This window comes from Pyrodictium delaneyi, assembly GCF_001412615.1.
GTDB lineage: Archaea > Thermoproteota > Thermoprotei_A > Sulfolobales > Pyrodictiaceae > Pyrodictium > Pyrodictium delaneyi.
In genome coordinates, this window is the sequence record NZ_CP013011.1 from 493,202 (window position 1) to 519,285 (window position 26,084).

A 26,084-nucleotide genomic window follows, 5' to 3' on the forward strand; every position below is an offset into this window, starting at 1 on the left:
CCAACTTCAACAGCTGTTGATGTAATGTACAATTACACAGCCTCCAGGATATAGCGAGAAAGCCAAACAGTCACCCCAGTAAATGCCAGGGCCGCTAAGACAAGCCATACAACCTCTAACACCCCTATATTACCACCCAGAAGTGCAGCCACTATGCTAGGTGCTGCGGACTGCACATAGGGAAGCACGAGGACAAGCACCATTACGGGCATCAATACTGCACGGGCCTCACTAAACACTAATATAGCTGAAGTAAAGCTAGATACAGCTGCAAGATACATACTTGACACAATAATCAACATAAGTACTACTGGACTAAACATAACCCCTATTTGGGCAAAGAAGCCCAACGACATTATAAAGACAAGTGCTTGCATTGTTATAACTGCAAAACTATAGACAAACTTTGCAAGGAATATAACCTCTGCACCTACTGGAGCCAATCGGAGTCCATCAAGTGTACCGCGATCAGCTTCTCTGACAAAGCTAGAAAGACTTCCAAATACGGCAAGGAATATGAGAACAAGAACGAGAGAAACACTGGCAGCAGCAGCATTTACTCCAGCAACACCTTTCATAACATATGCTGTGAGGACACCGGCAGCTAACGAGAATACTAGCATGGACCCCGCTTCAACTCTACGACGCAGATCTAGCAAGATATCTCTGCGTACAATAGCCGCTATTGCCCTTATACCGCTCATGACCTCCCCCAATCTTCCAGCGTCTCTAAGCCCCTTAATCACTACGCCTCGAGATCGCCAAAAAGCCAGCCAAATTACGAACACACTACACCATTACACATAAAGACTGATAATCAATACTAGGACCAAGGACTAACATGTTACACCGAAGACGCGCTACCAAGAGAGTCAAAAAGGCTAAGAAGGATGATAAGTCCTAGGTTACAGTTGCCTCAGCAGCCTCCTCGATTCCAGCCCCAGTTTTAGCACGTTCCTCTACACGATGCCTAGAGCTGAGACGTTCCTCCACAATACTTGTTTGCCGATTACCATACAATGCCCTTCCAACTATGTAGTGTGGCAGCTCGTGACGCACAAATGCGTCAATTATCTTAGCTTCAGCCCTACGAAGGAGTTCTGCAAGAGTTGATACCGAGAGCCCTAGTTTTGATGCAAGTCCTTTTAGACTGATCCGGCGCGGAAAGCTATAGTAGCCCATGAGATAAGCATAGATTATAGCAAGCTCCTGCTTCTCAGTAAGCATATAATCATACTCATCTATACCATGGCTGTGAATAGGCTTACAACCCCAACGGCGTAGTTCTTCATAAGTACTACCACGAGCTACAATGAATTCATAGAGGGCCCCCATCGGAGTTACTACTACAGATTTAGCCATTGAACCAAGTGGTGTAGATATAAGCGGACACTTATTACAAGGCGTAGATAATAAGCATCTATGGCATTTACTTTTCGGTATAATAATACGCACAACCTTATTGAATTTGTTCGAATACACTTGCTGGAAGTAAATCTCCTTAGCTAAGCGTAGTTGTTTATCAAAATTATCTACGAGAACTTTGTCACCACTGACTCTAACCCAAATTTCCGTATAATTATCGTCATATAAGTTGACTCTTAGAATACGCAGAGCTAGCCTCGTTGCTCCATCCCCGCCTAAAATACCATCGACACTCATCTTGGAGCCATCATTCCCATGCAGACGTCGCACATTAGACGAAACATAGGCAGCCTTAACTACATCGTAAAGCGGACAATCCAATTCACGTAGACAGTATACCACAGATGATTTGTGAGACAAGTTATACACCCCAAAGAGGAACCGCCATAGTAATACACCACCACACTCCGGCGTAGGTGGTGTCAAACTTCTGTTAAAAATTCTACCCCGATGAATAGTTGTAAAATGAAAATATCATAAAACTCTACAACATACAATCACTACGCAATAATACAGAAAAATGTTTTATTTTTTAAGTTATATATCGTTTACTAACAATCACTATACTAAACATCGCGCCGAAACCTAAGCCAATTAGAAACCATAATATTTGCTCATAACGATCTGCTATTAGTTGCGCATTCCCATAAGAACCAGAAGAATTAATATCTTTTATAGCTATTTGTTTAATTCTTGACTTATTTAAATATATATCTGACTTACCATGCTGTGCAACACCATTTTCTGGAAATTCTTTATTTTCTATGCCGGCTGTTACATTTAACTTTCCATGTTGTTGCACTGTGTAATTGACAAGCTCTCTAGAAGGACATCCAGTTAAGTTAGTCATAGTCTTCATATCTACGCTAAGACTACTTATATCTATTAAAGGCCATGTACTACTTTTAGTGCTAGCTGCTATAAGCACACGACCAACCAGAGCTTCTAGAGTCTCTCTACAAGGAGATTGTAATTCTTCAACCATCATTTTTATAACGTCCAACAAGCTTATAGAATCCTTAAGTCCAGTCGTAATTGATAGGTTGTATAACCTCCTTACAGTATCAATATAAACATCTCTATCACAGGCCTGTATACCTGCATACCATAATGCAGCATTAACTCGCATCCAAACACTGTATTGTTCATCTACATCCAACATGTCATTAAGATAATTAACAGCTAGTCTATACAAGCGGGGATTATTATCGTGGAGAGCTTTCATAGCCAGAAACTCTGCAGCCGCTTCCTGAAAGCTAAAATCACCATACAACATACCATGGTTAAACCATCCATGTGATGTCTCGTGCGCCGCCGTATGGACAAGCCAAGGAAGTATATCCTCAGCATATGAGCTTAATTTCATGTATACTATACTGCCCATGCTATGCGCTGTATTTGGTGGCAGAAAGCTATGTTCTTCTGGTCCTACAATCACGAGAACGCAAGGCGAGCGTGGACTCGGACCAAGCCATTTAGTTAAGGTGGAGCGCACTATTAGTAAGCTTTCCACGGCATACTTGACAACATTTTCTGGTATATTGCGCTGCATAATCACAGTCAAGTTTTCTTCTATATAGTCATTAATATCATATATTCTTCTGTTGGCCAAGACTATTCCGTCAAATATGTAGTATCTGGCGAAAGATTCGAGATCCACTCTGTAAGGGCCCCCGGCTGGCCCGTAGCTGCGCCAGTCCATACTACTTCTAACCATATAGTTATCAGGAACATGTATCGTTATAAGTAGAGTTTTGTTTCCACTACTGCCAGCAAGGATCTGTATCTCAGAGATAATTTGCGGACATACTTTATCCAGTACATAGTAGAGGGGGGCCACTATAAGATCGCGAGATACACTCCTAGTTTGTAAATAATACACGTTAGGGCCTAGTAAACCAGAACAGTTTATGCTGGAATCATGCCCCTCTAATGTTATAGAAACGCGCCAGACATCGCTGCTTACGGGCTCTTTAAATACTATTATAAGGTTATATTGCTGAACTGTATCCGTCTTATCGGTGAGATTGGATACTCCAGCTATAGCAATGGAACTCGTAAGAATAATAATTGCCGCAAAACTTGTCACAGTATAGCATAGCCAACACGAAGCCATGTTTTGCCAGCCTCTTTAGAGCCTAGTCTAACCTCTGTTGTCACTCGAATATGGTATCAAATACTTCAGCAGGAGTAGAGGCCGTTCACAGGCAAAATTAACCATACATGCAAGGATTGGTTATGGTAAACACTCTTAGGTAAAAAATAGTTAGGCTTGAAATTGACCCTAAGTGTTAAGCTCACAACTATTAGCTCCGGCGGTAGACTATTGATAGGCCTAGGGCTATTACTGCAGCAGCTAGCGCTATAGCGCCTAGCGTGTAAGCTGTCGATGATACACTGTCTATCTTGCTGCTTAACTCATCGATCTTCTTGCTTATCTCCTCTATCATGCTTATAGCTTGGCCTGCCTTATTGCTTGCCTCTTCAGCCTTCATGCTCGCCTCTTCTGCCTTAGCATTTGCTGTCTCAGCCTTCTGTCCTATAGTCTGTAGCTGTCCCGCCACCTGCTGTATCTCGGATACTAGCTTCTGTATCTCCTTGGCCTGTGGACTTAGTGCCTCTAGCTGTTTGCTCAGCTCTTGCAACTGCTGCAATAGTGTGTTAACATCAGTCTTTAGCGAGCCAACGTCACCTTCTATAGCTGAATAGCCGGTCTCTAGGCTCTGTAGCTGGCTCTTTAGCACCGGTACCTGGGCCTCTAGAGCTGCTAGCTGCGCCTTGAGGCTCTCTAGTTCGCGCTGTAGTTGTGCTATCTGTGCAGCTAGCTCAGGCGTGTACGGAGCACCAGCAGCTGCCTGCTTTAGTGCCTGTAGCTCAGTTTCTATCTGCTTTATCTTTAGTGCCGTGTAGAGGTAGCTGGTCATTCTACCTAGCTTGTCCATTACCGTATCTACTATACCGAACCAGTGGGCGAAGTCTGGACCCATCATGTAGACGCCATTCCTCCAGCGGCGACCCTCATGATGCCATATGTAGTACCACATTATCTCCATGTACTCGTCAAGTATGTTCTTGTTATCGTGTATGCCCTCCTTCCACGCTAGCTGTAGTAGCGCGTTCGCGAACCTGGCTACTATGTCGTAGTCTATCATGTTCTGGTCGGCAGTACGGAAGAAGTTCTCGGTCCACTGGCTGCTGTGACATAGCTTACATACTGCCTCCATCTCGGCACGGTGCTTGGCTAGCTCGCCAGTGTACTCTACCTTTAGTAGTCTCGGGAACTTGGTCTCGCCTATCTTGCCACCATCCTCTACTATCTTTATGCCGGTGAATACCGGGTACTTGTATGGCTCTGGTGCCTTGTCGTTCTTCTTAGCCTCTATGTCCTCTAGCTTGCCCTTTAGCTGGCTCCAGCCGTAGAATAGTGCTTGCTGCATCTTGTCGGGTATTATGCCCTTAGGTATGCTGAAGAAGTGCATCTGGTCCCATACTAGCCTCTTCACAAGGTCGTGGGTACCGGGCACTAATATGTTGCCGTTAGCATCGGCTAGAGCACTCATGTGACATGTAGCACATGTTGGCGCATTGAAGTCTACACCAACACGCCATGGTATCTGATCCCAGTTCCAGTCCTTACCGTATACGTCCCATATGTTGCCGTGCTTGCTCTCCTCGTAGATCTCTATGTGTGGATGGTCGTAACCTAGGTGGCACTGACCACATGTCCATGGCTCGCGTGCCTGCTTTATGCTGAATAAATGTCTTGGGTGGCATGCAGTACAAGTGCCAAGGCTGCCGTCTGGGTCTAGACGAGCTGCACCATTGTTAGGCCAGCCCCATAGGGCTACTCTATTGACTTGCATACCATTGATTGTCACAGTCTCCTTCTTATAGGGTACTACGACTGTACCGTGACATTCGAAGCATGCATGATATATGTACCCGTTTCTGAACGATGGGTGCTCCATCACGTTACTTATTGCTTTACTGTTACCATCTATGGACGTTACTGCTATCTTTATACCCATCTTGTTAAGAAGTGTTGTATTTAGTACACCACTTGCAGGCCATAGCGGGCTTATAAATGTCTTCCAGTCATAATCATAGGGCGTTACCATGCCAGTTGCCTCTTTGAGCATCTTTACTATGTCATTCTCCTGGCCAGTCTCCATGTACTGCATTATGGCCTTTGCTATCTCCTTGTAGAAGTTCCAGTTTATGTCATCTACGTCACGCTGCTTAGTTAGGTATGGTGGGAAGTACTTCTCGTAGAGGGCCTTAGCCTGGGCATCGCCGAATGGGTCTGCGCCCTGGCTCTTAGCCCACTTTAGTATGCCCAGATACCATGGCTTAAATGGTGACATGACGCTGCCTGTTGCGTGCCATGTCCAGCTTATCTCTGCGCTCTCCTTGGGGTGACACTGGCTACAGTCCTTCCTTGTAACTATGGTTACTATCTTGTAGCCGAAGTGGTTTTCTATGACGTCAGGCCTGTCAGCTTCCTTAAACATACCGTGACACTCGTAACAGCCTATTACGTAGTTGTAGTTCTTGAACTTGTCAGCTATCTTGTCGGCCCATTCTGGGGTGCCTATAGCCTTGTAGAGGTCTGCTAGCGCTGCAGGGGTCATCTCGGCATGCTTGCTGTTAGCCCAGTCATACACTATGCCCGGTGTATACTGTATGTGACAGCTTAGACATGCCTTGGTCTGCGGGCTTACGACATCACTCTTCATTAGTTCTTGAACCTTAGCTGCTAGGTCGTCGCCGAACTGGGCTGCATGAGCAGGTGCTGCTATGCCTGCTACTAGGAGGAAGGATAGGACTAGGATACCGGCTAGTAGGAAGCGCTTCATGATCGGCATACCCTCCACACACCCTTATTTTTAGCCGTGATAGTCAATATTCGTAGTGTGCAACTAGTTATGTTTGCAACCCCAATTTTTCGGCACACTACGATATATTAACTATAACTACCGGAACTACCAGAAGTATATAGCATGCTACTTACGCTTGTACTCAAGTATACCGCAGCATTATCTGCGCCGAGTAGACATCTAGATTTAGTCAAGTACAAATTTCCAAAGGGGAATCACCACAAGACCTATATGGTCTACATAGAATCGGCTTCGGCTGCTGGGGGTTATTGACATGGTATTTGGGCTCCAGGGCCTCCGTGTACTCGTAACTGCGTCAACGCGAGGTATAGGCCGTGGCATAGCAGAGGTACTGCTAGACGAGGGGGCCCGTGTGGTTATCAACGGTCGCTACGCGGAGACCGTTAAGGATGTTGTAGAGCGTCTAAAGCAGAGAGGCGAGGTACATGGCATCACTGCCGACTTGACACGGAGGGAGGACGTGGAGAGCCTCGTGAAGGGGGCTGCCCAGCTACTTGGAGGCCTTGATGCTGTGGTCTACGTGGCAGGACCGCCACGGCCTGGCGTCTTCGAGGAACTGGGGCTTGATGACTGGGAGTATGGGTCGAGGCTGCTTGTGCTGAGTGCTATTTGGGTTGCCTATTATGCTCTACCCTACTTGAAGCAGAGCAAGAACCCAAGTCTAGTCTACGTTACCAGTGTTGCCACCAAGGAGCCTGTTGAGGGTCTTACCCTATCCAATGCCTTGAGGATATCCGTGCATGGTCTCGTGAAGACCTTGTCGCGGGAGCTTGCTCGCTACGGGGTGAGGGTTAACGCCATAATGCCTGGCTATATTATGACCGACCGGGTGCGCCAGATAGCGGAGACACGGGCAGCAAAGGAGGGACGTAGTCCCGAGGAGGTTCTCGGCGAGATAGCCCAGGCCATTCCGCTGGCTCGGCTGGGAGAACCCCGGGAAGTTGGCTACCTGGTAGCGTTCCTACTCAGCCCCTATGCTAGCTACATTACCGGCGCCTCGATACCTATCGACGGCGGCCTCCTACGCTCAGTGTTTTAGCTCAAGGCTACATGGAGCTTAGAAGGCCAGCTATCTCTTCCAGGCACGCCTGGGTAGGCAGGCATTGACCGCTGTGCCTGGTAGTGTTGTGAGGATAAGGGTACGCGGTATTTATGCTACTGCCTTGACCAAGTTTGTCCTGGACGCAGGCTTTCAAGTAGTCCAGCCCTCTAGGGTTATAGCTGATCGTTTTAGTCTACCACAGCTACCACTACCAGCCGACGTTACTATAAAGAATAGTGACAATGACCCCTCGGAACTGCTGATAGTCGGCTACGAGTGGGCTGTAGACAAGGTTCTCGAGAAGCTCCGGGAGCTGCTCCCCTATTCGTTCTACTGGCGTTCTAGCCTCCCTCTCCATGCCACAGTGAAAGCACGAGTCAAGGGGCTAATCGATGGCGTGTGCATAGCCGAGGTTGCCGGGATTGATGCCGAGTTAATCATAGACAGAGAGCATTGCGAATCCGGGAAAAATGTAGTGGCATCTGTTGTTAGACCCGGCGTAAAGCCGGGAGAGCGGCCGCGTCTCGCTCTAGGGGCACGGGTTCTCGGAGACTATGCTATACTCATGGAATCTGAGCGGCCACGCGTGACTGTAAGCGAGCATATACGCAATCCAGAGAAGCGAGCCGAACTCATAGCGCTCGCATCACCATATACTGAGCAGGGACTTAGTGTCCATTGGAGGAGTAGTAGCCAGCACGCAGATCCGCAGGTGCTTGAGCAGCATCTCAGGGAGCTTCGCGAGAGGCTTCTCGAGGTACGAGAGGCAGCAGAGAAGGGAGAGCCTGGTGTCTATAGTGTTGGTGAGGCGGTGGTACTTATCCGGCTTAGCAGTGTGGATAAGCTTATGCTCGATAAGATACGCGATGCTGTTGTACCAACAATAAGCCTACACCATAGCGTCAAGAGTACTGCGCCAAGCTTCTCAACTGTAGTAGATTACGCGGAGAAGCTAAAAGCTAGAAGCGTAGACTCAAACCTGTTATCCGAGACCCTTCTAGAGATGCTCGGCGAGAAACTTGCATCCTCGCGCACTGTAAAGCTGGTACACGTTAAGCCCGATGGCAGCATCATAGAACTAGGGCGCGGCGAGGTTAGAAACGTCTACATGGAGCGGAATAGACTTATAATAGTGATTGAGCGTAGGGTGAGGAATCGTGGTGTCTACGACGGACTTGGGGTAGAGAAGGAGCCTGGCGACAGAATAGTGTCTGAAATAGACACTGGCTCCTGGATTATAAAACACACCTACTACTCCCGCGATGGCACTGTGAAAGGCATATACATCAACATAAACACGCCCCCAGAGGTCTCCGAGGACGCTATAGTCTACCTTGACCTAGAAGTCGACGTGGTCAAGAAACCTGGAGAGAAGCCCCGCATAATAGACGAGGAAGATCTACAGAGAGCCCTAGAAGCCGGGATTATAACTGATAGACTTTACGAGAAGGCTTTAGAGGAGGCTAAGAAGGCGTTAGGAGGTTAACTATTATAAAGCCCTGACAAAGACAGTCCTCCATTTCATGGAGTAGCTCGTGGGCGCGGGGGTGCCCGAGCCAGGTCAAAGGGGGCGGGCTCAGGACCCGCTGGCGTAGGCCTGCGTGGGTTCAAATCCCACCCCCCGCACCACAACAACATCCCACTAAATGTGTAATACTTCCGCTTCTCTCCCTCCCTAGAGACTCTGGTTACATGTTCTGCCATATACACCCCTCCAGGTAACACCGTTTAAGCCCGGGACTCTGGGTATGCAGAGGATAGTCACATTCAAAATAGAGGAGGATATGCTAGCAATTCTAGACCGCTACGCAAGGATGCGCAGACTCACAAGGAGCGAAGTAATAAGGGAAGCCATAGAGAGGCTGCTACGGAGCGAGGGCATAGAGGTTCCGAAGAGGCCTTCCCCACCAAGGTATGACCCACGCGCACCATTAATAGAGATTCCAGTATAACTTTACATCATCGCAGAGATTGCCACATGAGACAGTTAATGTTACCTACAAATTAAGTCCTTATTTTATACTAATCGGCGCTTCTTGCTTGGCTTTGATCCTCAATATGTGTCTGCGTCATAGTTACTAACGGCTCAGACTAATTCTCGATATGAGATTGTAAACTGGGTAAGAGTACTATATGTGTACTGTAGCCAATGTTCCTGGATCTATAGGCAAGCTATAAAGGAAAAACTTGCCTAGCTCGGCGCAGACACTTCTGGCATCGTTAAACTCGCTTAAACTCGCTGGGCTAGTCTCTGACAGTCTCGAGGAGAGAGATAACGTTCCAGATTATCGTACGGGCATAGACCGGCATATTTGGATCTTGACTTATCTCGTCGAGTATACTTATCGCGTTTGCAGCACGTACACCAGGGCTTAGACTCTCGTCGCGGAGCTGCTTTATCGCCTCAGTTGCTGCACGGCGTATGTTTCGCGGAACAGCTGTATCATTTATTATCCTCATTAGCATTACTATTGCTTGTCTTATCTTAGCCTCGTTATCGTATATGGGGGCTGCCATGCTTCATCACCCCATCACAACCCCTTTCGGGGCGTTGACGTTGCCTGTGCTGGGGCCTGCGGCCCCTAGCACACCACCTAGCGGTTTAGACCGCTTCGGTGCCGGGATGCTTTAAACTCAGCTTTATTATGCTGCCCTGGCTAGCTCATTGCAGTCTGTGGGTGCATGTATCGTGGAGAGGAGGAGCAGCCCTGAAGTTGTTAGGCGTATGGCTGACTTGCTGCGTGCCGGCGCTGCTATGCTTTCTGAGCGTTGCCCTCTCTGTGGGCTGCCACTCTTCCGGCTAAAGAGCGGAGAGATTGTCTGCCCTGTCCATGGTAGAGTTTACATTGTACGTGACGAGAGCGAGGTTTCTAAAGTAACTGTGCAAGGCGTACTCGAAGAGCTCGAGAAATTTGTGGCGCACCGTATTAGCGAAGTCATACAGAACGCAGAGAGGAGCCCTGGCAGCGATGTTGCCGAGGCATTGAGGAGCTGGCTTGATATCCTCGAGCGTACCGAGAGGATACTCAACATGGTCACTAGCCCAAAGAGGGAAGAAGAAAGGAAGGAGACTAACAAGAAGTCCTCCTCCGGAGGATAGCTCTGCTTTCTCTGTCTAGCATTCTATAGCGAGTACCGCCTTCGGCGGGACGGATTCTAGTTCGACCCGACATCCGTCGTGGAGCTTATGTAGAAGGTCTCTAGGGAGACCTGCTACGAGTGGTACAGAGGCCATTACAGCTCCTGCTACAAGGATAGGCTCTGCTTCTACCACTACTATGGCTGAGGGTGCTAAGCCTCGCCTTGAGAGAGCATAGAGTATGTAAGGACCTACCGTGCTTCCTCGACCGCCTTCCATGACCAGTATCTTCCCGGCGATACTGCGGCCGTCGACTAGTGTTCCTTTCTCGGGGTCTACTTCGCCATAGAATGAGAGTCTGTTCTTAACTACTACTGTTTCCCCAATAGCCCTACCCTCTACGATACCGCGTAGTTCCAAGCATAGCTTTTGGGCGCAAGGCTGTCCGCTCATTGTTGCCACCTCTTCTACGAGGCATGCGCCTCTATGAACTCCTTGAGCGAGGCCAGCGCCACTCTGACGCCGTGCCTCCTGGGCATATAGAAGGCTGTCTTGACGGAATCAGTAGCTATAGCTCTTATGCCCGACTTCCGGAGCGTACCGACCACTAGGCACGTACCAGGAAGCAGGTAGACTCCGCGCCTCCTAAGCCACTCTCCATATCTCCGTAGAGACTCCCCCATGTTGCCAGGCACTGCTATCCAGACGGGGCGCCTAAGCCTAGTTACACTACGAGCCTCAAGTAGCTCTACAACCTTCTCTACAACATCGCTGCTATGGTGAGGGCAGCCTGTGAAGAATAGCTCTGCCTCCTCTATACTGGCTGTCTCCACCTCTTCCCGTGCCCTCCTCAATGCATCTCCATCAACTACAATCTTCTCGACACCAGTAGGCACGCCACGGTCTTCCGGCGAGATACCCCTAACGATACACATGGCTGTGTTTCCTGCGGCAGCTGCCGCTGCACATAGGGAGATTACTTGTCGTCTAGCCTTCATCCTCACGTCGATGTAGGGCAACTCACCGGAGAGGTTCTTGCCCACCAGGTAGCCTAGCACACCGGCATCGAGCTCGTCATCGACACCGGTATTTACTCTCACGAGTACTGTGGGTCGCCGGTTCTCGCCCAGGTGTAGGCCCCAGAGGTATATTCTCCCCACTAATGCTGCCGCGAGCGCTACGGGTCCACCTTCTCTGTTCGTCCTGGCACCGTAGAGAGTGTTGGCCACAGCTACTGCGCTTGACTCGCCCCATGCCAGGTGCTCGCCCGGACGCGGCTTACGCAACATGTAGGGAATACATGTGGCGCTCAGCTCGAACCCCATGCGGAGAAGCGCACCTATGATTCGCCTCTGCTTCTCCACATGTGTCTCAGGCACCGGGTAGGGTGGCTTCTCACCCAAGGGAAATCCTGCTGGATTGAAAGTGGAGTAGACTGATACCTTTCCATCCCTGGCAAGGGTCTCTATGAACTCTAACCCATAGTCTCCTATGTTGCTGTAGGAGATTCCGCTTGCATGTACATGTGCTACTTTCACAAGGCGCTCGGCACCGAGGGCTTCGCCTACACGCACTATTAGCTTCATCGCTAGCTGGCGGGCTGGCCCCTCCTCGCCGTTGAGTATACGCTCCTCTTCGCGTGTCAAGTACAAGGTGCTAGCCCCTGCCCCCGATAGTCGGCCTTACGTACTTACCTCGCTCGTGTATCGGTATTGTAGCATCCACTAGGAGTTTGTACGTGAGTCCATCCCGGGCACTTGGGTCGAGTGTGGAGCCGCGTGCAGCAGGTATGACTACTAGTCCCCGGTCTGCCTGGAGACGCGTAGCGATAGCCCATTCTACCTGTCTAGGATCGTCAGGGTCTATGTCACTGTCTACTACTACTACGTGTTTGAGGCTTGGATGCGCTGCTAGCGCTGCCAATCCCGCAGATTTACCATCACCATCATGTTGTTTCTCAATAGAGACAACTGCATGTAACCACATACCACCGGCCGGTGTAAGTCTCACTTTAACAACGTGTGCTACTGCACGCGAGACTGCCTCGTATATCGCCGCCTCGCGAGGGAACCCCATCAATATCATGTGCTCGTAACCACCAGGCAATATCGTGTGCATGTATGGCTTGTACATCTTGTTAACATAGACTCCTTCGACGTGAAGAATCGGCTCCTGGCGGACATCGTCGTAGAGCTGTAGGAGATCTACGAAGGGTCCCTCTCGAGCCCGATCAGGACCAAGCCTAGCTTCCACTATCATAGAGGCACCGCACGGAACTGGCAAGTTATAGCGCGGTGTACGACACACCGCTAGCCCTCCTAGCATGCTAGCTGCCATGCCCAGCTCGAATACACCATAGGGCGGACTCGTGGAGGCTGCTAGCAGCACACGGGGATCAGTGCCTATGACTACTGCCACTGGGAGCCCCTTTTCACCTGCCTCGCGGAGCATTCGGTAGAGGTGCCGAGGAACTACACGGACAGCCGCATAGCTCTTATCATCACTCACCATGATGCGGTGTATAGATGCATTGCACACACCCTCGCGACAAGCCACGAACATCGACGACGTTATATATAATCCTCCATCTCTATCATAGAACCGCAGCGCCGGTAAAAGGGATAGATCTTCTCCGACATGCTCAAAATACTCGCTGAAGACTTCTTCGCGGAAGCTCTGGGCTGGCGAGGAAGACGCCTTAGCTAATACAGTGTAGGCCTCCCGATCGCTCGAGGCGCCAAGCGCCTTGTAGAGCACTTCACGGTTGGCAATCAAGTTGGATACAAAGGGCCAGTTATAGCCCCTAACATTAAACACTACAATGCGCTGACCGTCATACTGCTTTATAATCCTAGCTGCCTCGTAACTAGGTTCGAGTTCTTCCGACACCTCTGCTATAGCAGCACCCTGCTCCTTCATAGCTTCTAGGTAATTCTCGACCGACGCCTCTATATTACGCATCTCAAGGGCCTCCCTGCTTCTTCGTAGTCCTCGCTAAGCCTTATGCCTCCTAGTACTAATCCCTTAACTTCGCCAGTATATGGTGTGGCAAGTTTTGCAACCATCCGGCGCGGATCTATATCGCGGAGTATAGCTAGCGCCTTCTCCTCGCCGTCAGGACCTATTAGCGACACTAGAGCGTTTACCGCCAGGTTCTTATCAAGTATGTACACTTGCTTCTGGTATACTGATGCTGCCTTTTCTATGCCTGCTGGCTCAGGCTGACCAACTGTAACCACATACACTGTGTCGTATGTCTCACTAGCCGCTATCACTGGAACACGAAAGAGTTCTTGGAGCATCTTAGCATGGTTTTCGGGGAGGATTTCTCCTGAGAAGAAGCAGCTTCCATAGATGGATACCTTATCTAGTTCGACTATCCTCTCGTAGAGGGGTTCCAGATACCGGCGGTATGCCTGACTACGTAGGTTACGCCTCTCTTCACGATCTCTCTCGTGCTTGACTCTTGGGCTTGGAAGGTAGAATACGCCACAGCGCTGTCCCGCGAACATGTTCTTGGCCATTTTGTATAGCTTCTCGTCTCCAACTACGTACACAGTGTCCGCTGCAAGGTATCTAGCCATCTCTGCCTTGTACTCTAGAGAGTTCAGACCCTGTATCCATCCATCTGTGTCAACAACTATGACATCTACTCCTGCCGAGCGTAGCTTTGCGGCTAGTTCTACTACACTGGCCACTATCCGGCGCTCTACACGTTGCGGTGTGATGCTACCTACGAACCGCATATACTCGGCACGTAGCTCGCGAAGCCAGAGAACGAATCTTCTAGCCTCTGCTGCCGATACACAAGCTGGTGGACCCACATCTGCTTGACCCACATCTGCGTCTACGACGCCCACACGCAGCCCACGAAGAAGAGCGCGGTTAGCTATAAGCGCTGTTACACTCGACTTACCTGCATCTACTGGACCAATTACTATAAACGTTCTACAGTCTTTACGAAGAGCTTCATCAATGCTGTAGACCCACGTGTCTATCACTTCTTCACCAAGCCGTGGCCTCTCTATAATACCTCCATGACCTACCTCGAAGTCTATCCGTGACTCTACCAAGGCTTTTACAGCGTAACTGCGATACTGAGGGACCTCGAACTCATCTCCAGCATTGAATACTGCACCGAGAACCAGAACTTGACCATAGATTACACGGGCCCTTAGAGGCCCTTCAACACGTACAATGTGACCAGGTTCTAGTACGAGCTGTACCTTCATACATTAATCCCTCCATGAGATAGCAGTTTGCGATTTACTCGTTAACTTCCGGTTTGCGGCCATTCATGTACGCGCGCAACGCTATTGCCACAGCCGCCCGGAGATCGTCGCTACCTAGTTTCTCGACTCCACGGATACCGAGTAAAGGAGCTTTATTAGACCTATATTCATCAACAATGTAGACTCTCACACCACAATTTTCAAGCCTTTCAGCAATCATGCTAGCGTAAGGAGATACTGCCGGCGAGTAACCTATGGCCACAGCGAACTCGCCATGCCTCTGAGAGGCCATGCATATAGAGTGCAAAAGCTCATGCGAGTCTAGTGGCGCAAATCCGCTATAGAGTATCGCACCAGCAGACAAGAGCACATATGCAAGCCTCGATGAGCCTACGTCTATACCTAGTATGGCTTCGTAGAGGCGCCCACGCACCGCCTTGACGAAGTCGAGTATAGCTGTAAGCACACCTGTATCCTCTACATCAACTACCACGACACGGCTACAAATGCTTCCTATAGTCTCCGCCGTATAGGTGTCTGTTATAACAAGATAGTCTCTACACTCGGCCAAACTACGCGGTATGGAGTAGCTGACACCTAGGAGCCGGGCTAGCTCTACAAGTCTACTCGCGAGGCCCGGCCTACTAGTCCATATAACTATGTGTTGTCCCAAGGTTTCTGCTGGAGTCTGTTTCAACCCATAGTGGCTGGCCAGTGCATCGGGGAGGATATTTGCCTATCTGTCACCGTCTCATCGAGACGCTCACCTGGCCGGGTGTAGTACTAGTCTATGGCATTGCTGGCGCTGGCAAAACCACACTTTCACTGGAGTTTGTGAGAGACTACTGCAGGACTAGATGTCTCTTCGTAACAACAGAGGGGCTCGAATTTATCCGGCGTGCCGAGCAAATGGGCATCAATACTGCTAGAATGATTGTATACGAGGCGCTCTGGTACACAGACCTCCTTGACCTCCTTACGCGTAAAGACATACCTCTCTACGACATAGTGGTTATTGACAGCATAAACTCGTTTATCAGAATAGATGCTGAGAACTCCTACCGTATAGTCTTGCTGTTAGCCGCTTCTCTATACAAGGTGAGCGAGGACTACGGTGTACCCATAATTGAGACAGCACAAGTACATAGCAACGGGGAGCAGCAGTACGAGCCGGTAGCTGGCAGAGGGCTCAGCCTATGGACCCATAACGTTATACGTTTGGACTACTTATCCCCAGGCCATCGGAGACTACTTGTAGAGAAGCCAAGCGACACGAGGCTAGAATTGGAACTACGTATTAGCGATGGTGGTATAGAATGGTTGAACTGCTGAGTCCCCTCCATACAGTTCTTGTGCTTCTTCCTGCACTCGTTGCCAACGGTTCTCCAGTCTTATTGAGCTATGGAGGCACACCTATAGATGGCGGGCGGAAATTCCTAGACGGTAGACCTCTGCTTGGTGCTGGCAAGACATGGGAAGGACTTGGTATAGGTGTACTCTATGGCTCTATATTCGCGGTGTTCCTAGCATCTATTATGTGCTCATACACACTACTAAAAGGTGGAATCGCTGCCGCACTCGGTGCTCTTCTAGGGGATATGTTTGCTGCCTTCATAAAGAGGAGGATAGGCCTAGAAAGGGGAGCCCCTGCCCCGGTACTTGACCAGCTAGACTTCTACGCCGGCGCACTGATATCGCTGTACATCGTAGATATCATTGTCGATCCATATGTTGCAGCTGTATTCGCACCAATAGTACTTACGCTTCACAGACTGACTAATATGGCTGCAAACCGATTGAAGCTAAAGCCTGTTCCTTGGTGATATGTTGGTGTCAGCCCACTATGTTGGCTCCGAGCTGCTCTCCTCACTATGTATTATTCCGGCAAGCATCTTCATGCGATACCGGTATGCCACATACTTGTCTTCAGGCGAGAAGCGTGGCGGATGCGGAACGGCCACGTCGCCACCACATAATGGACACTTGTCACGCCTAAGCGTATATCTCCCACAGACCGCACACCGTCTCATAAGCCAGCGCATACATTATCGCCTCCGCGACGACTCTTAACCACAATTTCAACAAAATATCACTGCCATAGATGCTGGCGAGGCTTACAGAGTTAGTGCCGCTCCCGTGTGAAGTTAAACTCTACGCCAAGCTTCTTTGCTTTAGCCTCTCCAATCTCTAGGCCCTTTTCTAGAGCCTTCTCTAGCGTCTTGTAGTCGTACGCGTCCAGCTCCAGCTTGTAGCGCGGCGCGCCAATTGTGTATAGCCTAACCTTTATGTCCTTAGAGCTAGCTAGGATAGCCTCCTTGACACTTAGGAGAACCTCCTTGATTCGCTCAACACCATCACCAGCAAAGCTCCTAGCCATTATGACGCCGCCTATCTTAACTCTCTTAACTTCCACGTGGCGCCTAATCTCCTCGAGGAGCGGTTCTATCCATTCCTCAGGCACACCCGCTTCACGTAGCACACTCTCGCCGCGTATCGCTGCCTCTTCAAAGGCAGCCATAAGCTCACCATAGGCTTCTTCTAGCTTCCATCCAACCTCCTCGTATGCTTGGTCTAGTGTCTTCCCCAACTTCTCAGCTACTATCTCGAGTATCTTCTCAGCCTTCTGAGCCCTCTTCCACTCCATCATCTTACGACGTCGCTCATTGTCATTGACACGTTTTAGCGATACATCAACTTGTTTGCGACGCCTATTAACCCTGATAACTTTGACAACTATCTTCTGCCCAGGCTTAACTACGTCGTGAATACTGCGGACCCAGCGAGAGGCTACTTCGCTCCATGGCAGGTAAGCTTCAAGGCCACCATACTCATCCAAGTTGAGGTAAGCGCCATAATCGTATACTTCACGCACTGTTGCTACCACAAGTTCGCCAACATCTGGTAGCTCCTTTCTTCTCATGGGCACTTCTGCTCGCCTCCGCTCACCCTCTTCGCGTAGCCATGTGTATGACTCAAAGCACTTTCTCCAATTTATAGCTAAGAGACCTAAGGAATCAAAGGAGATGAGAGACATGAAACCATACAGAATATATCATAAAATTATGAACATCTAGCTTAAGAATATTACCCCCTACTCAACTTGGAGGACGTCCGAGATGCAATAATTACTTAAAAACGTTTAAGGAGCTATTTAGCCTAGCACGCGCACTACTTGGCCCGTTATCTTTGATTTTCCGCCGGTAGGCTCCACGAGCTGCGCGCCGCAGACAAGACAGCGACTTGGGAAGGTAGCGTGGCTGAACACTACTTGCTCGTTACCGCAAACAGGGCAGCGTACTAGGAGGAACCTGCTCCGGGGCTGGGGTACTAACACCTTAAGCTTCTTGACCATGGGGTTACCTCACCTCCACGAGCTCAACCTTCTTTAGCCTAATACCTCTGCGATGGAGTATGTAGCCACATTTTTGACACTTAAGCTTCAGTACGACCTTCTTAGTTACCTTAGCAAAGCGCTTCTGCTCAGGCTTCCTCTTGCTACCGTAACCTTCCTGCTTTCTACGGTATCTACGCTCACCCTCAGCTAGACTACGCCTCTTACCATGCTTGTAGATGGCTACCGAGTGTGGCGTATGTGTCTTACACCGCGGACAGTAGGTATTGATGACCTTTGGAACCCTCATGACGCCGCACCGCCACTCCTACCGGGGAATACCCGAAAGGGGTCTCCCCTGCTTCCTAGCTTAAATGCTCTTCACATCCCCTGGAAAATCCACTACCTAGGGGGTAAAAGCTCATGAATTATGATTCGTCTCTCTGAGCTCTAATCCCGTACCTATAGGTTCAGCTATGCCAGCAGCTACCAGCTTAACAGCCCTCTCCGGCTCAATACACACCACCGCACCTGGCCTTGCTATACCACCCCGTAGGCCAAGGTGACGCTTTACGATTACGGGCATACACACGCTATTGTACACAATCTCACCTACAACTAGGCGAGAATATATCTCAGCCTCAGCTACACCTATGCCCGCTCCATACACTATGGTATCTGATATAAGCGTCTTCATCTCGTTAACTATCTCCAGGTAGTTGGCCAGTATAGCACTCCTCCTTAGAGCATTCCTATCTAGAAGTGTCTGCGATAACATCCTCTGGAACCTAGCGCCTTGGCTGAGTAACTCGTCTATACGTCCATTTTCAAGAACTTTCTTTACCGCGTCCAGGAGCAGCGCTAACCCGTATTCCTCGCTTACGGACATGACAAGAAACACCCCCAACCTTCTAGGCTACTACGGCTACACCCTTTGATAGGAGATACACCGCTACAGGTGCTGGCAGTCTGGGCTTATCGCCTCTACGTAATCGTATACGGTTACCTAGCACAGTTATATTAGATGGTACGTCAGCAATAACTTCTATGCGTATAGGGTCTAGATCCGTAAAGGGAGATAGGCGTTCAGATATAGAGAACTCATAGAGAGAAGTGTATTCGACAGGAACTACTAAGAGCCCTGTCTTCCCGTTAATACTCCACGGCGCCCTTATCAAGCGCCTTGTATCGACAGTCACTTGTTCGTCTATTTCAACCCCCAACAGTTCACGTGCCCTAACTTCCAGTTCAGCAAATTGCTTCTGATATACTGCATAGTCTATTGGCTCGCGACCAGCTAGAAGCCGTGCCAGGTCACGGCGTCCACTAGCTTCAGCAAGTCTATACATTATGCGAGCTAGTCTACCTCGTGCACCGGCGAGTATTATGCTGGGGGGTACTGGAGACGGTCTCCCCTTTCGAAGGTTGAGGCCCCTCCAGGGTTCTAGTATCTCGTCTAGCAAGCCAACGGCCTTGATGTAGTTTACTAGTTCGCGTCTCACATCCGGGCCCGCTCTAGCCAGTTCATCCGTATCCTGCAGATATACTGTTACATGGAATCCACGGTTACCTGAGAATTCGACAACAATCTTTTTTTCATCTATACCTATCTCCTCAACAAGTATGTCTCTCAAAATTATGCTCCTTAAAGCTGCATATCTTATACACTTCTCATCAATAAAAGATGCTTTCTCTCCTAGCGGCGTCTCAACCTCTACAACCATATTTGAACACTCCGGGAGATGGTCTGCATCGATATCGAATACTATGTCGGCTGATCGCCAACCCTTTGCATCCATATCGTCTATTCCTGGCTGATCATAACGAGCTGAAGAGTAGTAGAAGTGCCGAGGAGCCTTTTCTACAAGGAATTTATGGATAGCCGTGGTACTCTGGAAAGAGAGGTGGCGGATATAGCTCCTTCCCGTCCACGTTTGTGCAGCAAACTCGCGTAGTCTAAAGTCTGGAGGTACACTGGGTTGCCTCTTCCTATAGTAATCACGGGTTATATTCTCGAGATACCTTCTAGTCTTCATTATACGTGCTTGTAGGTTTTGCTGGGATGGCATCGGTTACTCTACCCTCGGGGCTATGAGGAAACTAAACTTGGCTCCTTGAGGTAGCTCGTGCTCTACTAGTGCTGGCATATCTGTGCTGAACTGTATCGTTATTGTATCTGCTACGCGAGACGCCCCCGAGAGGTCACTAAAGTACTCCAGAGTATAGCTAGCCTGTTGCATATCCTCGACCACAAGGTCTATGAGGCTGCCGCTCTCACGTGTATAGATTATCTCTGCCTCACCTAGTTCACTCGAAGAGGCCACCTTAAATTCATCGCTACTCGCCACAAACCTTATCACGTCACCGATAAGTTCCACATCCTTTATCGTATCGCGGTAGACATCACTCATAACCTTAATGTTAGCCTTAAACTCTAATTGGGGCTCTGGAAGCTGCTCTGCCGTGATATCGAGTAACGGAAGCGTAAACTTCCGGTAGCTCTTCCCTATGAACGCGAACGATATGGAATCCTCGTCAGCGGTTATCTCAAGGCGATCCTCCTTACTTGCACGTCGCAATATCTTGGCAACATCCTCGAGGTTCACGCCAAGCTCAGTGCGCTGTTCTACATCAAACTCCTCGAATGAATCTCGCGGAAACCTCATATCTAACATTATGACGTGAGAGGGGTCCATAGCTCTAAACATTAACCCCTCCTCGGGGTCTACAACGAACACACCCTCCTCTATGACCTTAGATATTGCTGAGACAAGATACCTCCATACACGGGCATCAAAGAACACTATTTTCAACTTAGCCACCACCTCTTAGTTCTTGATGGCCGGCCGTTCCCTTCTTACCGCTACGCCCGAGCATAGATACTATACGCTATTGTGAGGGGTAAAATTGGGGTCTGACCCCTCCAGAGATTCTTGCCTCTTACAATCCTCTAGAAGAGATTTGGCAGCAGATAGCCCAGACTGAGCAAGCCGCAGCGCTCTCTCAACATAGGGTTTTGACGTAATAAAGTTCGGAGTACGACTATATGCTTCGAACAAATCTTCGTATAGCTTGCTGAACAATCGAACAAAGTACTCCACGTAGTCCTTACCCAGCACGCATACATCGCTAGTCATACTCTCTCCATACATGCCCACACTGCGCACACTTGAAGAATCTTGTTGGCGGTTCATCAGCTCGTCGAGTCTGGACGACCCAGTAGTAAGCCTCGTGATAGCCACACTTAGGACATATAGCTCGGGTCTTGGGTAGAGCTTCTAGCTTCTTCTGATCGTTTACTACTATTATCCGCTCCTTTTCACTATGCCTTATCTGCTGTTTAAGTATTGTAAATCCTTGAGTGCCACCTTCTGCTACCTCTCGGTATCCACAGCTTGGACATACCCATGACATCTTACCATCAACGTTACGCATCATCATTAAGCTGCCACAGCTAGGACAGAACTTCATCTCTATCACCCTCTGTAGCCCTACGCTATTGAAGCACCATTGCCCTACTGGCTTGAGCCAGCTTGCACGGATAAACTATGTTCCACTCTTACAACTTTTTCTACACTATCAACTATTCATATTCAACGTTATCATTGTCCTCAAACCTTTCATGCAGAACTATCTCATGGCATAGATTTTCTAAGAGACTATATATACAAGAGGTACAGTCTGATAGATACTCCTCCGGAGAAATAACCCCCACATACATTTCCTCGGCGACTTTGCTTGGCCAAGCCGCACGCAGTTCTTTGAACAAACTACTGCGTTTTATGTGCTGTACTAATGTATTGAGGGATTTGTCTACAAAGATTGCTTCTATTCTGGACGGCCCCCTAAATATAGCTGCTACCCAGAAACCGCTATCACACATATAGACGTACAGAAAACGCGCCTCATGCTTTACATTCACCATTACTCTTTAGAGCCTCCTCGAACATCTGTTGGAACTCATTAGCATCCTTTATTATATCGTGAAGTACCTCCTCGATAACGTCCAGCGGATCCTTACTACCATCTGTTGATAGTACTATCACAGGATTGCTTATCAAGGGATGCGATATTATGTACGAGGAGTAGACTACGCCTGACTTCTTTATCGCGTACTTTGCTATCAAGTTTGCTATTGTGTGATCCTCTCCTATAAGCTCTATTTCTATTGTATTACCTTCACGTTTTAGCAGTTTTACCTTACCAGTCACGTAGACTCTACCCCCGGGAAGGGTTAGCCTGGAGTCTGAGCCCCCTTAAGCATGACTGCTATCTTACGAAGCCCTCTTCTCCATTCCTCGCGTAGGATAATCCCGTCCTCAGTCTCCTCTAGGACCCGGCTCCGCAGACCGTATTCTATTACGTGCTCAACATCAACATCCAGTCCTGCTGCTATAGCTGCTATCATACGTTTAGCTGCTGAGCCTCTCACACGGTATTTAAGTTGGTCTATAGCATCTGCTATCTTTCTCGCAGTCGTTATCACTTCTTCTGGAGGTGCCGTTGTATATAGCAACGATTTATCATCACTTAGCCTAGCCTCATAGCCGCGTAGTTCTAGAGCATAGACAAGAGCTTCTGGTGGAAATGTTCTCCCGGCCTCTTTTACTATGGCTTCTATTGATGCTTCCCTTCTCGTCCTTAGCCGGTAAAGCTCCCAGAGATCAGCTAGTGCTTGGCGTACGCGGTACCAGCTATCCTTTATCTCGAACTCTGTACCAACGATCTCTATATACACTCTACCCCCACGTATGCTTATCTCAGCATAACCGCTGCGGATAGCACTACTAATCTTTTCGTAGACCTTGTCGATGGGTATTCCTGGTGGTAGGTTTGCAACATAGAGCTTTCTCTTAATCACGCCCAAAACACTGTACTCCCCCGCAGCCTCATTGTATAAGTCGTGTAGAACGACTCACTACTTACGAATGTATTGCGAGTATGATGTTCTATCTTCTTCTACGCCGTGTTGAGAGTATATAGAGCGGTGATACGCGTCGCTGCTCCTCGTTTCCACAGCGTAGACAAGCTAGACGTGGACTACCTGGTATACGGTATAGAGGTGAACCACACACAGAACAGTAAGCAAGTACCACACCATCCTGCGATCTCTTAATTGAAAGCATGTATGGGATAGCCGATGACAATACAGTGGCACGGATGAAGTCACCAGGCTTCACGAAGTCATACATACTCTTGCCTCCAGGTGTATCAGCCACCTGGAGTATATGTAGCACACCGCTAAACGTCCCGTTATAGGGCACCATACGCTCGTCAGCAAATATCTTGACGAGAGCTAGCTCGTCGCGCGGCACTGCATAAACAGCACCATATACTATACTATTCCTCTTAGGAAGCCTAGGCTTCAGTGATACAGGCTTCACGCTTATCCTACGGGTCACGAGGTCTACCTCTACCTGACCAAACCTCGCTGCACGTATATAGCCGTCGTCAACATAGACTCCCTCGCCAGGTATGAATTCCTCTACTGTACACAATGGCTCGCCAGGGAAGACTCTACGCCCTGCCAGCTCCTCGACACTTCTTAGCATCGCCTCTCTGCCTCCCCCTCTCCTCGCCTCTCCAAGCCCTTAGGAGCAACACGGGTATGTAATGTATTCTCTTAACGTGATCACGATACATAGCCGGAAGAGGGAACCTATACACCTTCATGAACTCCACTATATACTCGGCTTCGGAGAAGAGCCTCTTAAGGTATCTCTCCACCCCCACGCTAGCATAATGTAGGCTACATATAACTCTGGCCCCAATACCCATAGCAGCTTTCATGAAGACTCTATCTGCTCCACGCCTAGATACACCGAATGGAGGATTCTGAACCACGCATACATTCCCTAGAGGGCGTAGAGGCAAGTAGGCTACGTCAGCTACAACAAAGTCTACAATACTGGCCTCGTAGAGATCTGAACTCCGCGCTAGCACTGCTAGAGCCTCATCAACATCGAAGCCGACAACATAGCTGCCACTAACTAGGCTCACAGCATAGCTCAGCATGCCAGTACCTGAGCCGAGATCCACTACTACTTTACATGCTACTCCAGCTATACACATAGCAATGTCAACTGCTATCTCTGGGGGCGTACGGTACTGTTCAAGCTCACGCTTAGGACTCTCCAGCCGCGGAACTAGCCGCTCCAATACCATCCTTAGTCTTGATATACGTGCAAGCCTCACGCTGCTTCCAGCCCCTCACCATGGAAAGGTATAGTTCGAGCCCGTTATGTCTCCACTTAACACTATGCGTGCCTCCGCTGGCGTGAGCACCGGCTTCCAGTAGTCAGATAGATCCTCTATAGCCAACCGCGGACACGAAACCATTACAAATACATCATAGTCGTCCGGGGAAAGATTGTCCAAGTACTCTCTTGTAACATATCGCGCCAGTATGAACCTATATCTGCCTCCACGTTTCTTTACAAGGCGTGCAATATGCTCTGCAATCCAGGGCCTGTATTGGCCCGGAAGAAGTCCTAATACTATACCGAACCTAGACGCCTCTACAGCCTGCCTCATGACCCAATAGCGTTTAGCAAGGGTCCTAGCTACCAGACTTGATATGTCCTCGATACTGCTTGTATATGGATCTACACGGAGCACCGGTTTAGCACCAGCTAGGGCCAGTCCAAGACCTAATGCATGGAAGTAACCACCGGCAACAACTATGTAAGCGTCAACACTCTCGCGAAGCTTTACATGTTTGTAGTAATAACAACCAAGCAGACTATCCACAAGCACCACATCTATACCTTTATCAGCTAATATCACTGCAATCTTCTCTGCCAAACGTTTATGCTGTATCGAATAGCCTATAGCTGTACTGCTCCAACCATTTTCAGAGAAGGTTTCAACAACTTTATGGGCTAACAGCTCCGCGTCTCCACCCAGGTATTCAGCCTCAACAAGGTATACATTACGAGGTAGCTTACGCGAGCAAGCCCCTCCAGCACAGAGTGGGTAAGCATACTCTCCATGACCTATATGCACGAGTATCGAATTCCCATTGACCAATTCTACTGCGTCTAGGGACAAGCTGCATGAGCCAAAGGAGGGCTCAAGCCTTATGTATACATCAACATCTTGTTTATCAAGACATTCATCGGTAAGGAAACTGGCAAGCCGTTCCAACAGCCTAACCATTCCCTGCGGTGCCTCTAGCACTATAGCAGCTGGTCTCGCTTTCTTGACAGCCTCAGCAACTCTACTGAAGTCGAAAAGATAGTCATCTAATACAATACAACACCCTCCACAATTTAGCTCCAATACGCTGTTACACCTCTATTTCCCACACACTCCAAGCCTTATCGTAACCTAGTCTCAACCGCTAGAGTATAGAAGGACGTAACACACCATGCTATTAGTGTACGCAGAATAATCTACTTCGGTTCCACACCATTCCTACTTAGAATTGAGTACCAAGCATCACAATAGTATTATCGAAGCAACACAGTAATTGGGCAAGGTATTAAGTAATGGAAATGCTGGTAAGAAATTCTACATCACTTCTTTATCGGTATGACACGTATACGTGTCGGTAACGGCAGCTTAGCTGCTCCGCGGCGCAGTCCCTCCTTAGCATGGTCTAGATGCTCCTTGCGGACTCGTACCTCTAGCACTGCCTGGCCTGGATAGACGCGAGCCGCTGTGCCTACAGGCTTGCCGAAGGCCTGCCTCATACCCTCCTGTAGACGGTCTGCACCCGCGAAGGCCATCATCTTGTTCTCGCGCAATACATGGTGCGGATAGACCCTTACTCTGAATAGGTAGTTCTGGTCGCCTATCGTTGTCGAGAGATACTTGTGCACCATTACACGGGCCGCTTCAAGCGCATTATGACGTATCTGGCCACGCTCCTCCACGTAGACCTCTAATATGTAGTCATAGTCGCCATGAGGGTTGCCCATTGTGAACTTCTGTATCTTCGGCGGCGGTACACCATGGATATACTCCTTCCTCGTGTACGCTGGGCCCGAGAACGCCTTGGAGCGCCGCTTAGTGTAGCACCTCGCGGGTTTCTGCGGCATACCCTAAGGCACCGGGTTAGACCCGACTTATGCCG

30 protein-coding genes and 1 tRNA gene are annotated in these 26,084 nt (G+C 49.0%); 7 read left to right on the top strand and 24 right to left on the bottom strand.

What is annotated here, in order from left to right; translation table 11 throughout:
• Positions 1 to 32: 32 nt before the first annotated feature.
• The 4 genes from Pyrde_RS02510 to Pyrde_RS02525 all read right to left on the bottom strand — a co-directional run bounded on the left by Pyrde_RS02510 (position 33) and on the right by Pyrde_RS02525 (position 6,290).
• The gene (locus Pyrde_RS02510; RefSeq protein ID WP_143522220.1) at positions 33 to 704 is read right to left on the bottom strand and encodes a heme exporter protein CcmB; all 672 of its coding nucleotides are present in this window, start codon (positions 702 to 704) and stop codon (positions 33 to 35) included.
• Between the two features lie 196 nt (positions 705 to 900).
• The gene (locus Pyrde_RS10590) at positions 901 to 1,362 is read right to left on the bottom strand and encodes a helix-turn-helix domain-containing protein (protein ID WP_055407918.1); all 462 of its coding nucleotides are present in this window, start codon (positions 1,360 to 1,362) and stop codon (positions 901 to 903) included.
• Positions 1,363 to 1,957: 595 nt separating this feature from the next.
• Positions 1,958 to 3,514: a hypothetical protein gene (locus Pyrde_RS02520; RefSeq protein WP_055407920.1), complete on the bottom strand. Its 1,557-nt coding sequence runs from the start codon at positions 3,512 to 3,514 to the stop codon at positions 1,958 to 1,960.
• A gap of 217 nt (positions 3,515 to 3,731) precedes the next feature.
• Positions 3,732 to 6,290 (bottom strand): multiheme c-type cytochrome, encoded by a 2,559-nt coding sequence (locus tag Pyrde_RS02525; RefSeq protein ID WP_231656776.1) that lies wholly within the window; start codon positions 6,288 to 6,290, stop codon positions 3,732 to 3,734.
• A gap of 286 nt (positions 6,291 to 6,576) precedes the next feature.
• Between Pyrde_RS02525 and Pyrde_RS02530 the strand changes: the two genes are divergently transcribed.
• The 4 genes from Pyrde_RS02530 to Pyrde_RS02545 all read left to right on the top strand — a co-directional run bounded on the left by Pyrde_RS02530 (position 6,577) and on the right by Pyrde_RS02545 (position 9,317).
• Positions 6,577 to 7,362, top strand: a complete 786-nt coding sequence (locus tag Pyrde_RS02530; protein WP_156327982.1) for an SDR family oxidoreductase — start codon at positions 6,577 to 6,579, stop codon at positions 7,360 to 7,362.
• A gap of 73 nt (positions 7,363 to 7,435) precedes the next feature.
• A complete protein-coding gene (locus tag Pyrde_RS02535; RefSeq protein ID WP_231656821.1) occupies positions 7,436 to 8,851 on the top strand; it encodes a ribonuclease FAU-1 family protein in 1,416 nt (471 codons plus the stop codon).
• A gap of 55 nt (positions 8,852 to 8,906) precedes the next feature.
• Positions 8,907 to 8,994, top strand: a tRNA-Leu gene (locus Pyrde_RS02540).
• 119 nt (positions 8,995 to 9,113) lie between these two features.
• A complete protein-coding gene (locus Pyrde_RS02545) occupies positions 9,114 to 9,317 on the top strand; it encodes an aCcr1 family cell cycle regulator (protein WP_055407924.1) in 204 nt (67 codons plus the stop codon).
• A gap of 292 nt (positions 9,318 to 9,609) precedes the next feature.
• On the opposite strand, the gene Pyrde_RS02550 is transcribed toward Pyrde_RS02545, so the two are convergent.
• Complete coding sequence (locus Pyrde_RS02550) at positions 9,610 to 9,882, bottom strand: stationary phase-response protein (protein ID WP_055407926.1); 273 nt, start codon at positions 9,880 to 9,882, stop codon at positions 9,610 to 9,612.
• A 172-nt stretch (positions 9,883 to 10,054) separates the two neighbouring features.
• On the opposite strand from Pyrde_RS02550, the gene Pyrde_RS02555 reads away from it, so the two are divergent.
• A complete protein-coding gene (locus Pyrde_RS02555) occupies positions 10,055 to 10,465 on the top strand; it encodes an Sjogren's syndrome/scleroderma autoantigen 1 family protein (RefSeq protein ID WP_055407928.1) in 411 nt (136 codons plus the stop codon).
• A 15-nt stretch (positions 10,466 to 10,480) separates the two neighbouring features.
• Here the strand turns inward: Pyrde_RS02555 and Pyrde_RS02560 are convergent, their stop codons facing one another.
• The 5 genes from Pyrde_RS02560 to Pyrde_RS02580 are packed head-to-tail and all read right to left on the bottom strand — an operon-like array spanning position 10,481 to position 15,349.
• On the bottom strand, positions 10,481 to 10,897 hold the full coding sequence (locus Pyrde_RS02560; protein ID WP_197272720.1) for an aconitase X swivel domain-containing protein: 417 nt from the start codon (positions 10,895 to 10,897) through the stop codon (positions 10,481 to 10,483).
• 14 nt (positions 10,898 to 10,911) lie between these two features.
• A complete protein-coding gene (locus Pyrde_RS02565; protein ID WP_082419424.1) occupies positions 10,912 to 12,096 on the bottom strand; it encodes an aconitase X in 1,185 nt (394 codons plus the stop codon).
• Positions 12,097 to 12,100: 4 nt separating this feature from the next.
• On the bottom strand, positions 12,101 to 13,405 hold the full coding sequence (locus Pyrde_RS02570) for a UbiD family decarboxylase (RefSeq protein WP_055407934.1): 1,305 nt from the start codon (positions 13,403 to 13,405) through the stop codon (positions 12,101 to 12,103).
• Complete coding sequence (locus tag Pyrde_RS02575) at positions 13,393 to 14,676, bottom strand: Clp1/GlmU family protein (protein ID WP_055407936.1); 1,284 nt, start codon at positions 14,674 to 14,676, stop codon at positions 13,393 to 13,395. The genes Pyrde_RS02570 and Pyrde_RS02575 overlap by 13 nt, the downstream gene beginning before the upstream one ends.
• A 34-nt stretch (positions 14,677 to 14,710) precedes the next feature.
• Positions 14,711 to 15,349: a hypothetical protein gene (locus tag Pyrde_RS02580; protein ID WP_055407938.1), complete on the bottom strand. Its 639-nt coding sequence runs from the start codon at positions 15,347 to 15,349 to the stop codon at positions 14,711 to 14,713.
• Positions 15,350 to 15,408: 59 nt separating this feature from the next.
• Between Pyrde_RS02580 and Pyrde_RS02585 the strand changes: the two genes are divergently transcribed.
• The gene (locus Pyrde_RS02585) at positions 15,409 to 16,008 is read left to right on the top strand and encodes an AAA family ATPase (protein WP_055407939.1); all 600 of its coding nucleotides are present in this window, start codon (positions 15,409 to 15,411) and stop codon (positions 16,006 to 16,008) included.
• Positions 15,993 to 16,499 (top strand): CDP-2,3-bis-(O-geranylgeranyl)-sn-glycerol synthase, encoded by a 507-nt coding sequence (locus tag Pyrde_RS02590; protein ID WP_055407941.1) that lies wholly within the window; start codon positions 15,993 to 15,995, stop codon positions 16,497 to 16,499. Before Pyrde_RS02585 ends, Pyrde_RS02590 begins: the two co-directional genes overlap by 16 nt.
• Before the next feature lie 18 nt (positions 16,500 to 16,517).
• Here Pyrde_RS02590 and Pyrde_RS10370 read toward each other — a convergent pair whose 3' ends face one another.
• The 14 genes from Pyrde_RS10370 to Pyrde_RS02660 form a co-directional block, all read right to left on the bottom strand.
• Positions 16,518 to 16,718 (bottom strand): RNA-protein complex protein Nop10, encoded by a 201-nt coding sequence (locus Pyrde_RS10370; protein ID WP_082419425.1) that lies wholly within the window; start codon positions 16,716 to 16,718, stop codon positions 16,518 to 16,520.
• 80 nt (positions 16,719 to 16,798) lie between these two features.
• Positions 16,799 to 17,602 carry a translation initiation factor IF-2 subunit alpha gene (locus Pyrde_RS02595; protein WP_055410655.1) on the bottom strand — a complete coding sequence of 268 codons (804 nt, stop codon included), beginning with the start codon at positions 17,600 to 17,602 and terminating at the stop codon, positions 16,799 to 16,801.
• A gap of 225 nt (positions 17,603 to 17,827) precedes the next feature.
• Positions 17,828 to 18,028, bottom strand: coding sequence for a 30S ribosomal protein S27e (locus Pyrde_RS02600; RefSeq protein ID WP_055407943.1), 201 nt, complete (start codon positions 18,026 to 18,028; stop codon positions 17,828 to 17,830).
• 4 nt (positions 18,029 to 18,032) lie between these two features.
• Positions 18,033 to 18,317, bottom strand: a complete 285-nt coding sequence (locus Pyrde_RS02605; RefSeq protein ID WP_055407945.1) for a 50S ribosomal protein L44e — start codon at positions 18,315 to 18,317, stop codon at positions 18,033 to 18,035.
• A 111-nt stretch (positions 18,318 to 18,428) separates the two neighbouring features.
• Positions 18,429 to 18,896 carry a hypothetical protein gene (locus tag Pyrde_RS02610; protein ID WP_055407947.1) on the bottom strand — a complete coding sequence of 156 codons (468 nt, stop codon included), beginning with the start codon at positions 18,894 to 18,896 and terminating at the stop codon, positions 18,429 to 18,431.
• A 22-nt stretch (positions 18,897 to 18,918) separates the two neighbouring features.
• Positions 18,919 to 20,076 carry a DNA primase small subunit domain-containing protein gene (locus Pyrde_RS02615; RefSeq protein ID WP_055407949.1) on the bottom strand — a complete coding sequence of 386 codons (1,158 nt, stop codon included), beginning with the start codon at positions 20,074 to 20,076 and terminating at the stop codon, positions 18,919 to 18,921.
• Between the two features lie 3 nt (positions 20,077 to 20,079).
• Positions 20,080 to 20,829: a proliferating cell nuclear antigen (pcna) gene (pcn, locus tag Pyrde_RS02620; protein WP_231656777.1), complete on the bottom strand. Its 750-nt coding sequence runs from the start codon at positions 20,827 to 20,829 to the stop codon at positions 20,080 to 20,082.
• A gap of 307 nt (positions 20,830 to 21,136) precedes the next feature.
• Positions 21,137 to 21,478 (bottom strand): transcription factor S, encoded by a 342-nt coding sequence (locus Pyrde_RS02625; RefSeq protein ID WP_055410658.1) that lies wholly within the window; start codon positions 21,476 to 21,478, stop codon positions 21,137 to 21,139.
• A 434-nt stretch (positions 21,479 to 21,912) separates the two neighbouring features.
• Positions 21,913 to 22,218 carry an RpoL/Rpb11 RNA polymerase subunit family protein gene (locus tag Pyrde_RS02635; protein WP_055407953.1) on the bottom strand — a complete coding sequence of 102 codons (306 nt, stop codon included), beginning with the start codon at positions 22,216 to 22,218 and terminating at the stop codon, positions 21,913 to 21,915.
• Positions 22,219 to 22,241: 23 nt separating this feature from the next.
• On the bottom strand, positions 22,242 to 22,868 hold the full coding sequence (locus Pyrde_RS02640; RefSeq protein ID WP_231656822.1) for a DUF2067 family protein: 627 nt from the start codon (positions 22,866 to 22,868) through the stop codon (positions 22,242 to 22,244).
• Positions 22,869 to 22,956: 88 nt separating this feature from the next.
• The gene (locus Pyrde_RS02645) at positions 22,957 to 23,559 is read right to left on the bottom strand and encodes an exosome complex RNA-binding protein Csl4 (protein ID WP_055407957.1); all 603 of its coding nucleotides are present in this window, start codon (positions 23,557 to 23,559) and stop codon (positions 22,957 to 22,959) included.
• Positions 23,525 to 24,202 carry an METTL5 family protein gene (locus tag Pyrde_RS02650; RefSeq protein ID WP_055407959.1) on the bottom strand — a complete coding sequence of 226 codons (678 nt, stop codon included), beginning with the start codon at positions 24,200 to 24,202 and terminating at the stop codon, positions 23,525 to 23,527. Before Pyrde_RS02650 ends, Pyrde_RS02645 begins: the two co-directional genes overlap by 35 nt.
• Positions 24,203 to 24,217: 15 nt before the next feature.
• Positions 24,218 to 25,288, bottom strand: coding sequence for a 2-(3-amino-3-carboxypropyl)histidine synthase subunit 1/2 (locus tag Pyrde_RS02655; RefSeq protein ID WP_055407961.1), 1,071 nt, complete (start codon positions 25,286 to 25,288; stop codon positions 24,218 to 24,220).
• Between the two features lie 236 nt (positions 25,289 to 25,524).
• A complete protein-coding gene (locus Pyrde_RS02660; protein WP_055407963.1) occupies positions 25,525 to 26,049 on the bottom strand; it encodes a 50S ribosomal protein L16 in 525 nt (174 codons plus the stop codon).
• Positions 26,050 to 26,084 lie beyond the last annotated feature (35 nt).

Coding starts and splice junctions, on each gene's coding strand:
- Pyrde_RS02510 (WP_143522220.1), bottom strand. CDS start 704: ATGAGCGGTATAAGGGCAATAGCGGCTATTGTACGCAGAGATATCTTG.
- Pyrde_RS10590 (WP_055407918.1), bottom strand. CDS start 1,362: ATGGCTAAATCTGTAGTAGTAACTCCGATGGGGGCCCTCTATGAATTC.
- Pyrde_RS02525 (WP_231656776.1), bottom strand. CDS start 6,290: ATGCCGATCATGAAGCGCTTCCTACTAGCCGGTATCCTAGTCCTATCC.
- Pyrde_RS02530 (WP_156327982.1), top strand. CDS start 6,577: ATGGTATTTGGGCTCCAGGGCCTCCGTGTACTCGTAACTGCGTCAACG.
- Pyrde_RS02545 (WP_055407924.1), top strand. CDS start 9,114: ATGCAGAGGATAGTCACATTCAAAATAGAGGAGGATATGCTAGCAATT.
- Pyrde_RS02550 (WP_055407926.1), bottom strand. CDS start 9,882: ATGGCAGCCCCCATATACGATAACGAGGCTAAGATAAGACAAGCAATA.
- Pyrde_RS02560 (WP_197272720.1), bottom strand. CDS start 10,897: ATGAGCGGACAGCCTTGCGCCCAAAAGCTATGCTTGGAACTACGCGGT.
- Pyrde_RS02570 (WP_055407934.1), bottom strand. CDS start 13,405: ATGCGTAATATAGAGGCGTCGGTCGAGAATTACCTAGAAGCTATGAAG.
- Pyrde_RS02575 (WP_055407936.1), bottom strand. CDS start 14,676: ATGAAGGTACAGCTCGTACTAGAACCTGGTCACATTGTACGTGTTGAA.
- Pyrde_RS02590 (WP_055407941.1), top strand. CDS start 15,993: ATGGTTGAACTGCTGAGTCCCCTCCATACAGTTCTTGTGCTTCTTCCT.
- Pyrde_RS10370 (WP_082419425.1), bottom strand. CDS start 16,718: ATGCGCTGGCTTATGAGACGGTGTGCGGTCTGTGGGAGATATACGCTT.
- Pyrde_RS02600 (WP_055407943.1), bottom strand. CDS start 18,028: ATGGTCAAGAAGCTTAAGGTGTTAGTACCCCAGCCCCGGAGCAGGTTC.
- Pyrde_RS02605 (WP_055407945.1), bottom strand. CDS start 18,317: ATGAGGGTTCCAAAGGTCATCAATACCTACTGTCCGCGGTGTAAGACA.
- Pyrde_RS02610 (WP_055407947.1), bottom strand. CDS start 18,896: ATGTCCGTAAGCGAGGAATACGGGTTAGCGCTGCTCCTGGACGCGGTA.
- Pyrde_RS02615 (WP_055407949.1), bottom strand. CDS start 20,076: ATGCCATCCCAGCAAAACCTACAAGCACGTATAATGAAGACTAGAAGG.
- Pyrde_RS02625 (WP_055410658.1), bottom strand. CDS start 21,478: ATGAAGTTCTGTCCTAGCTGTGGCAGCTTAATGATGATGCGTAACGTT.
- Pyrde_RS02645 (WP_055407957.1), bottom strand. CDS start 23,559: ATGCTAAGAAGTGTCGAGGAGCTGGCAGGGCGTAGAGTCTTCCCTGGC.
- Pyrde_RS02660 (WP_055407963.1), bottom strand. CDS start 26,049: ATGCCGCAGAAACCCGCGAGGTGCTACACTAAGCGGCGCTCCAAGGCG.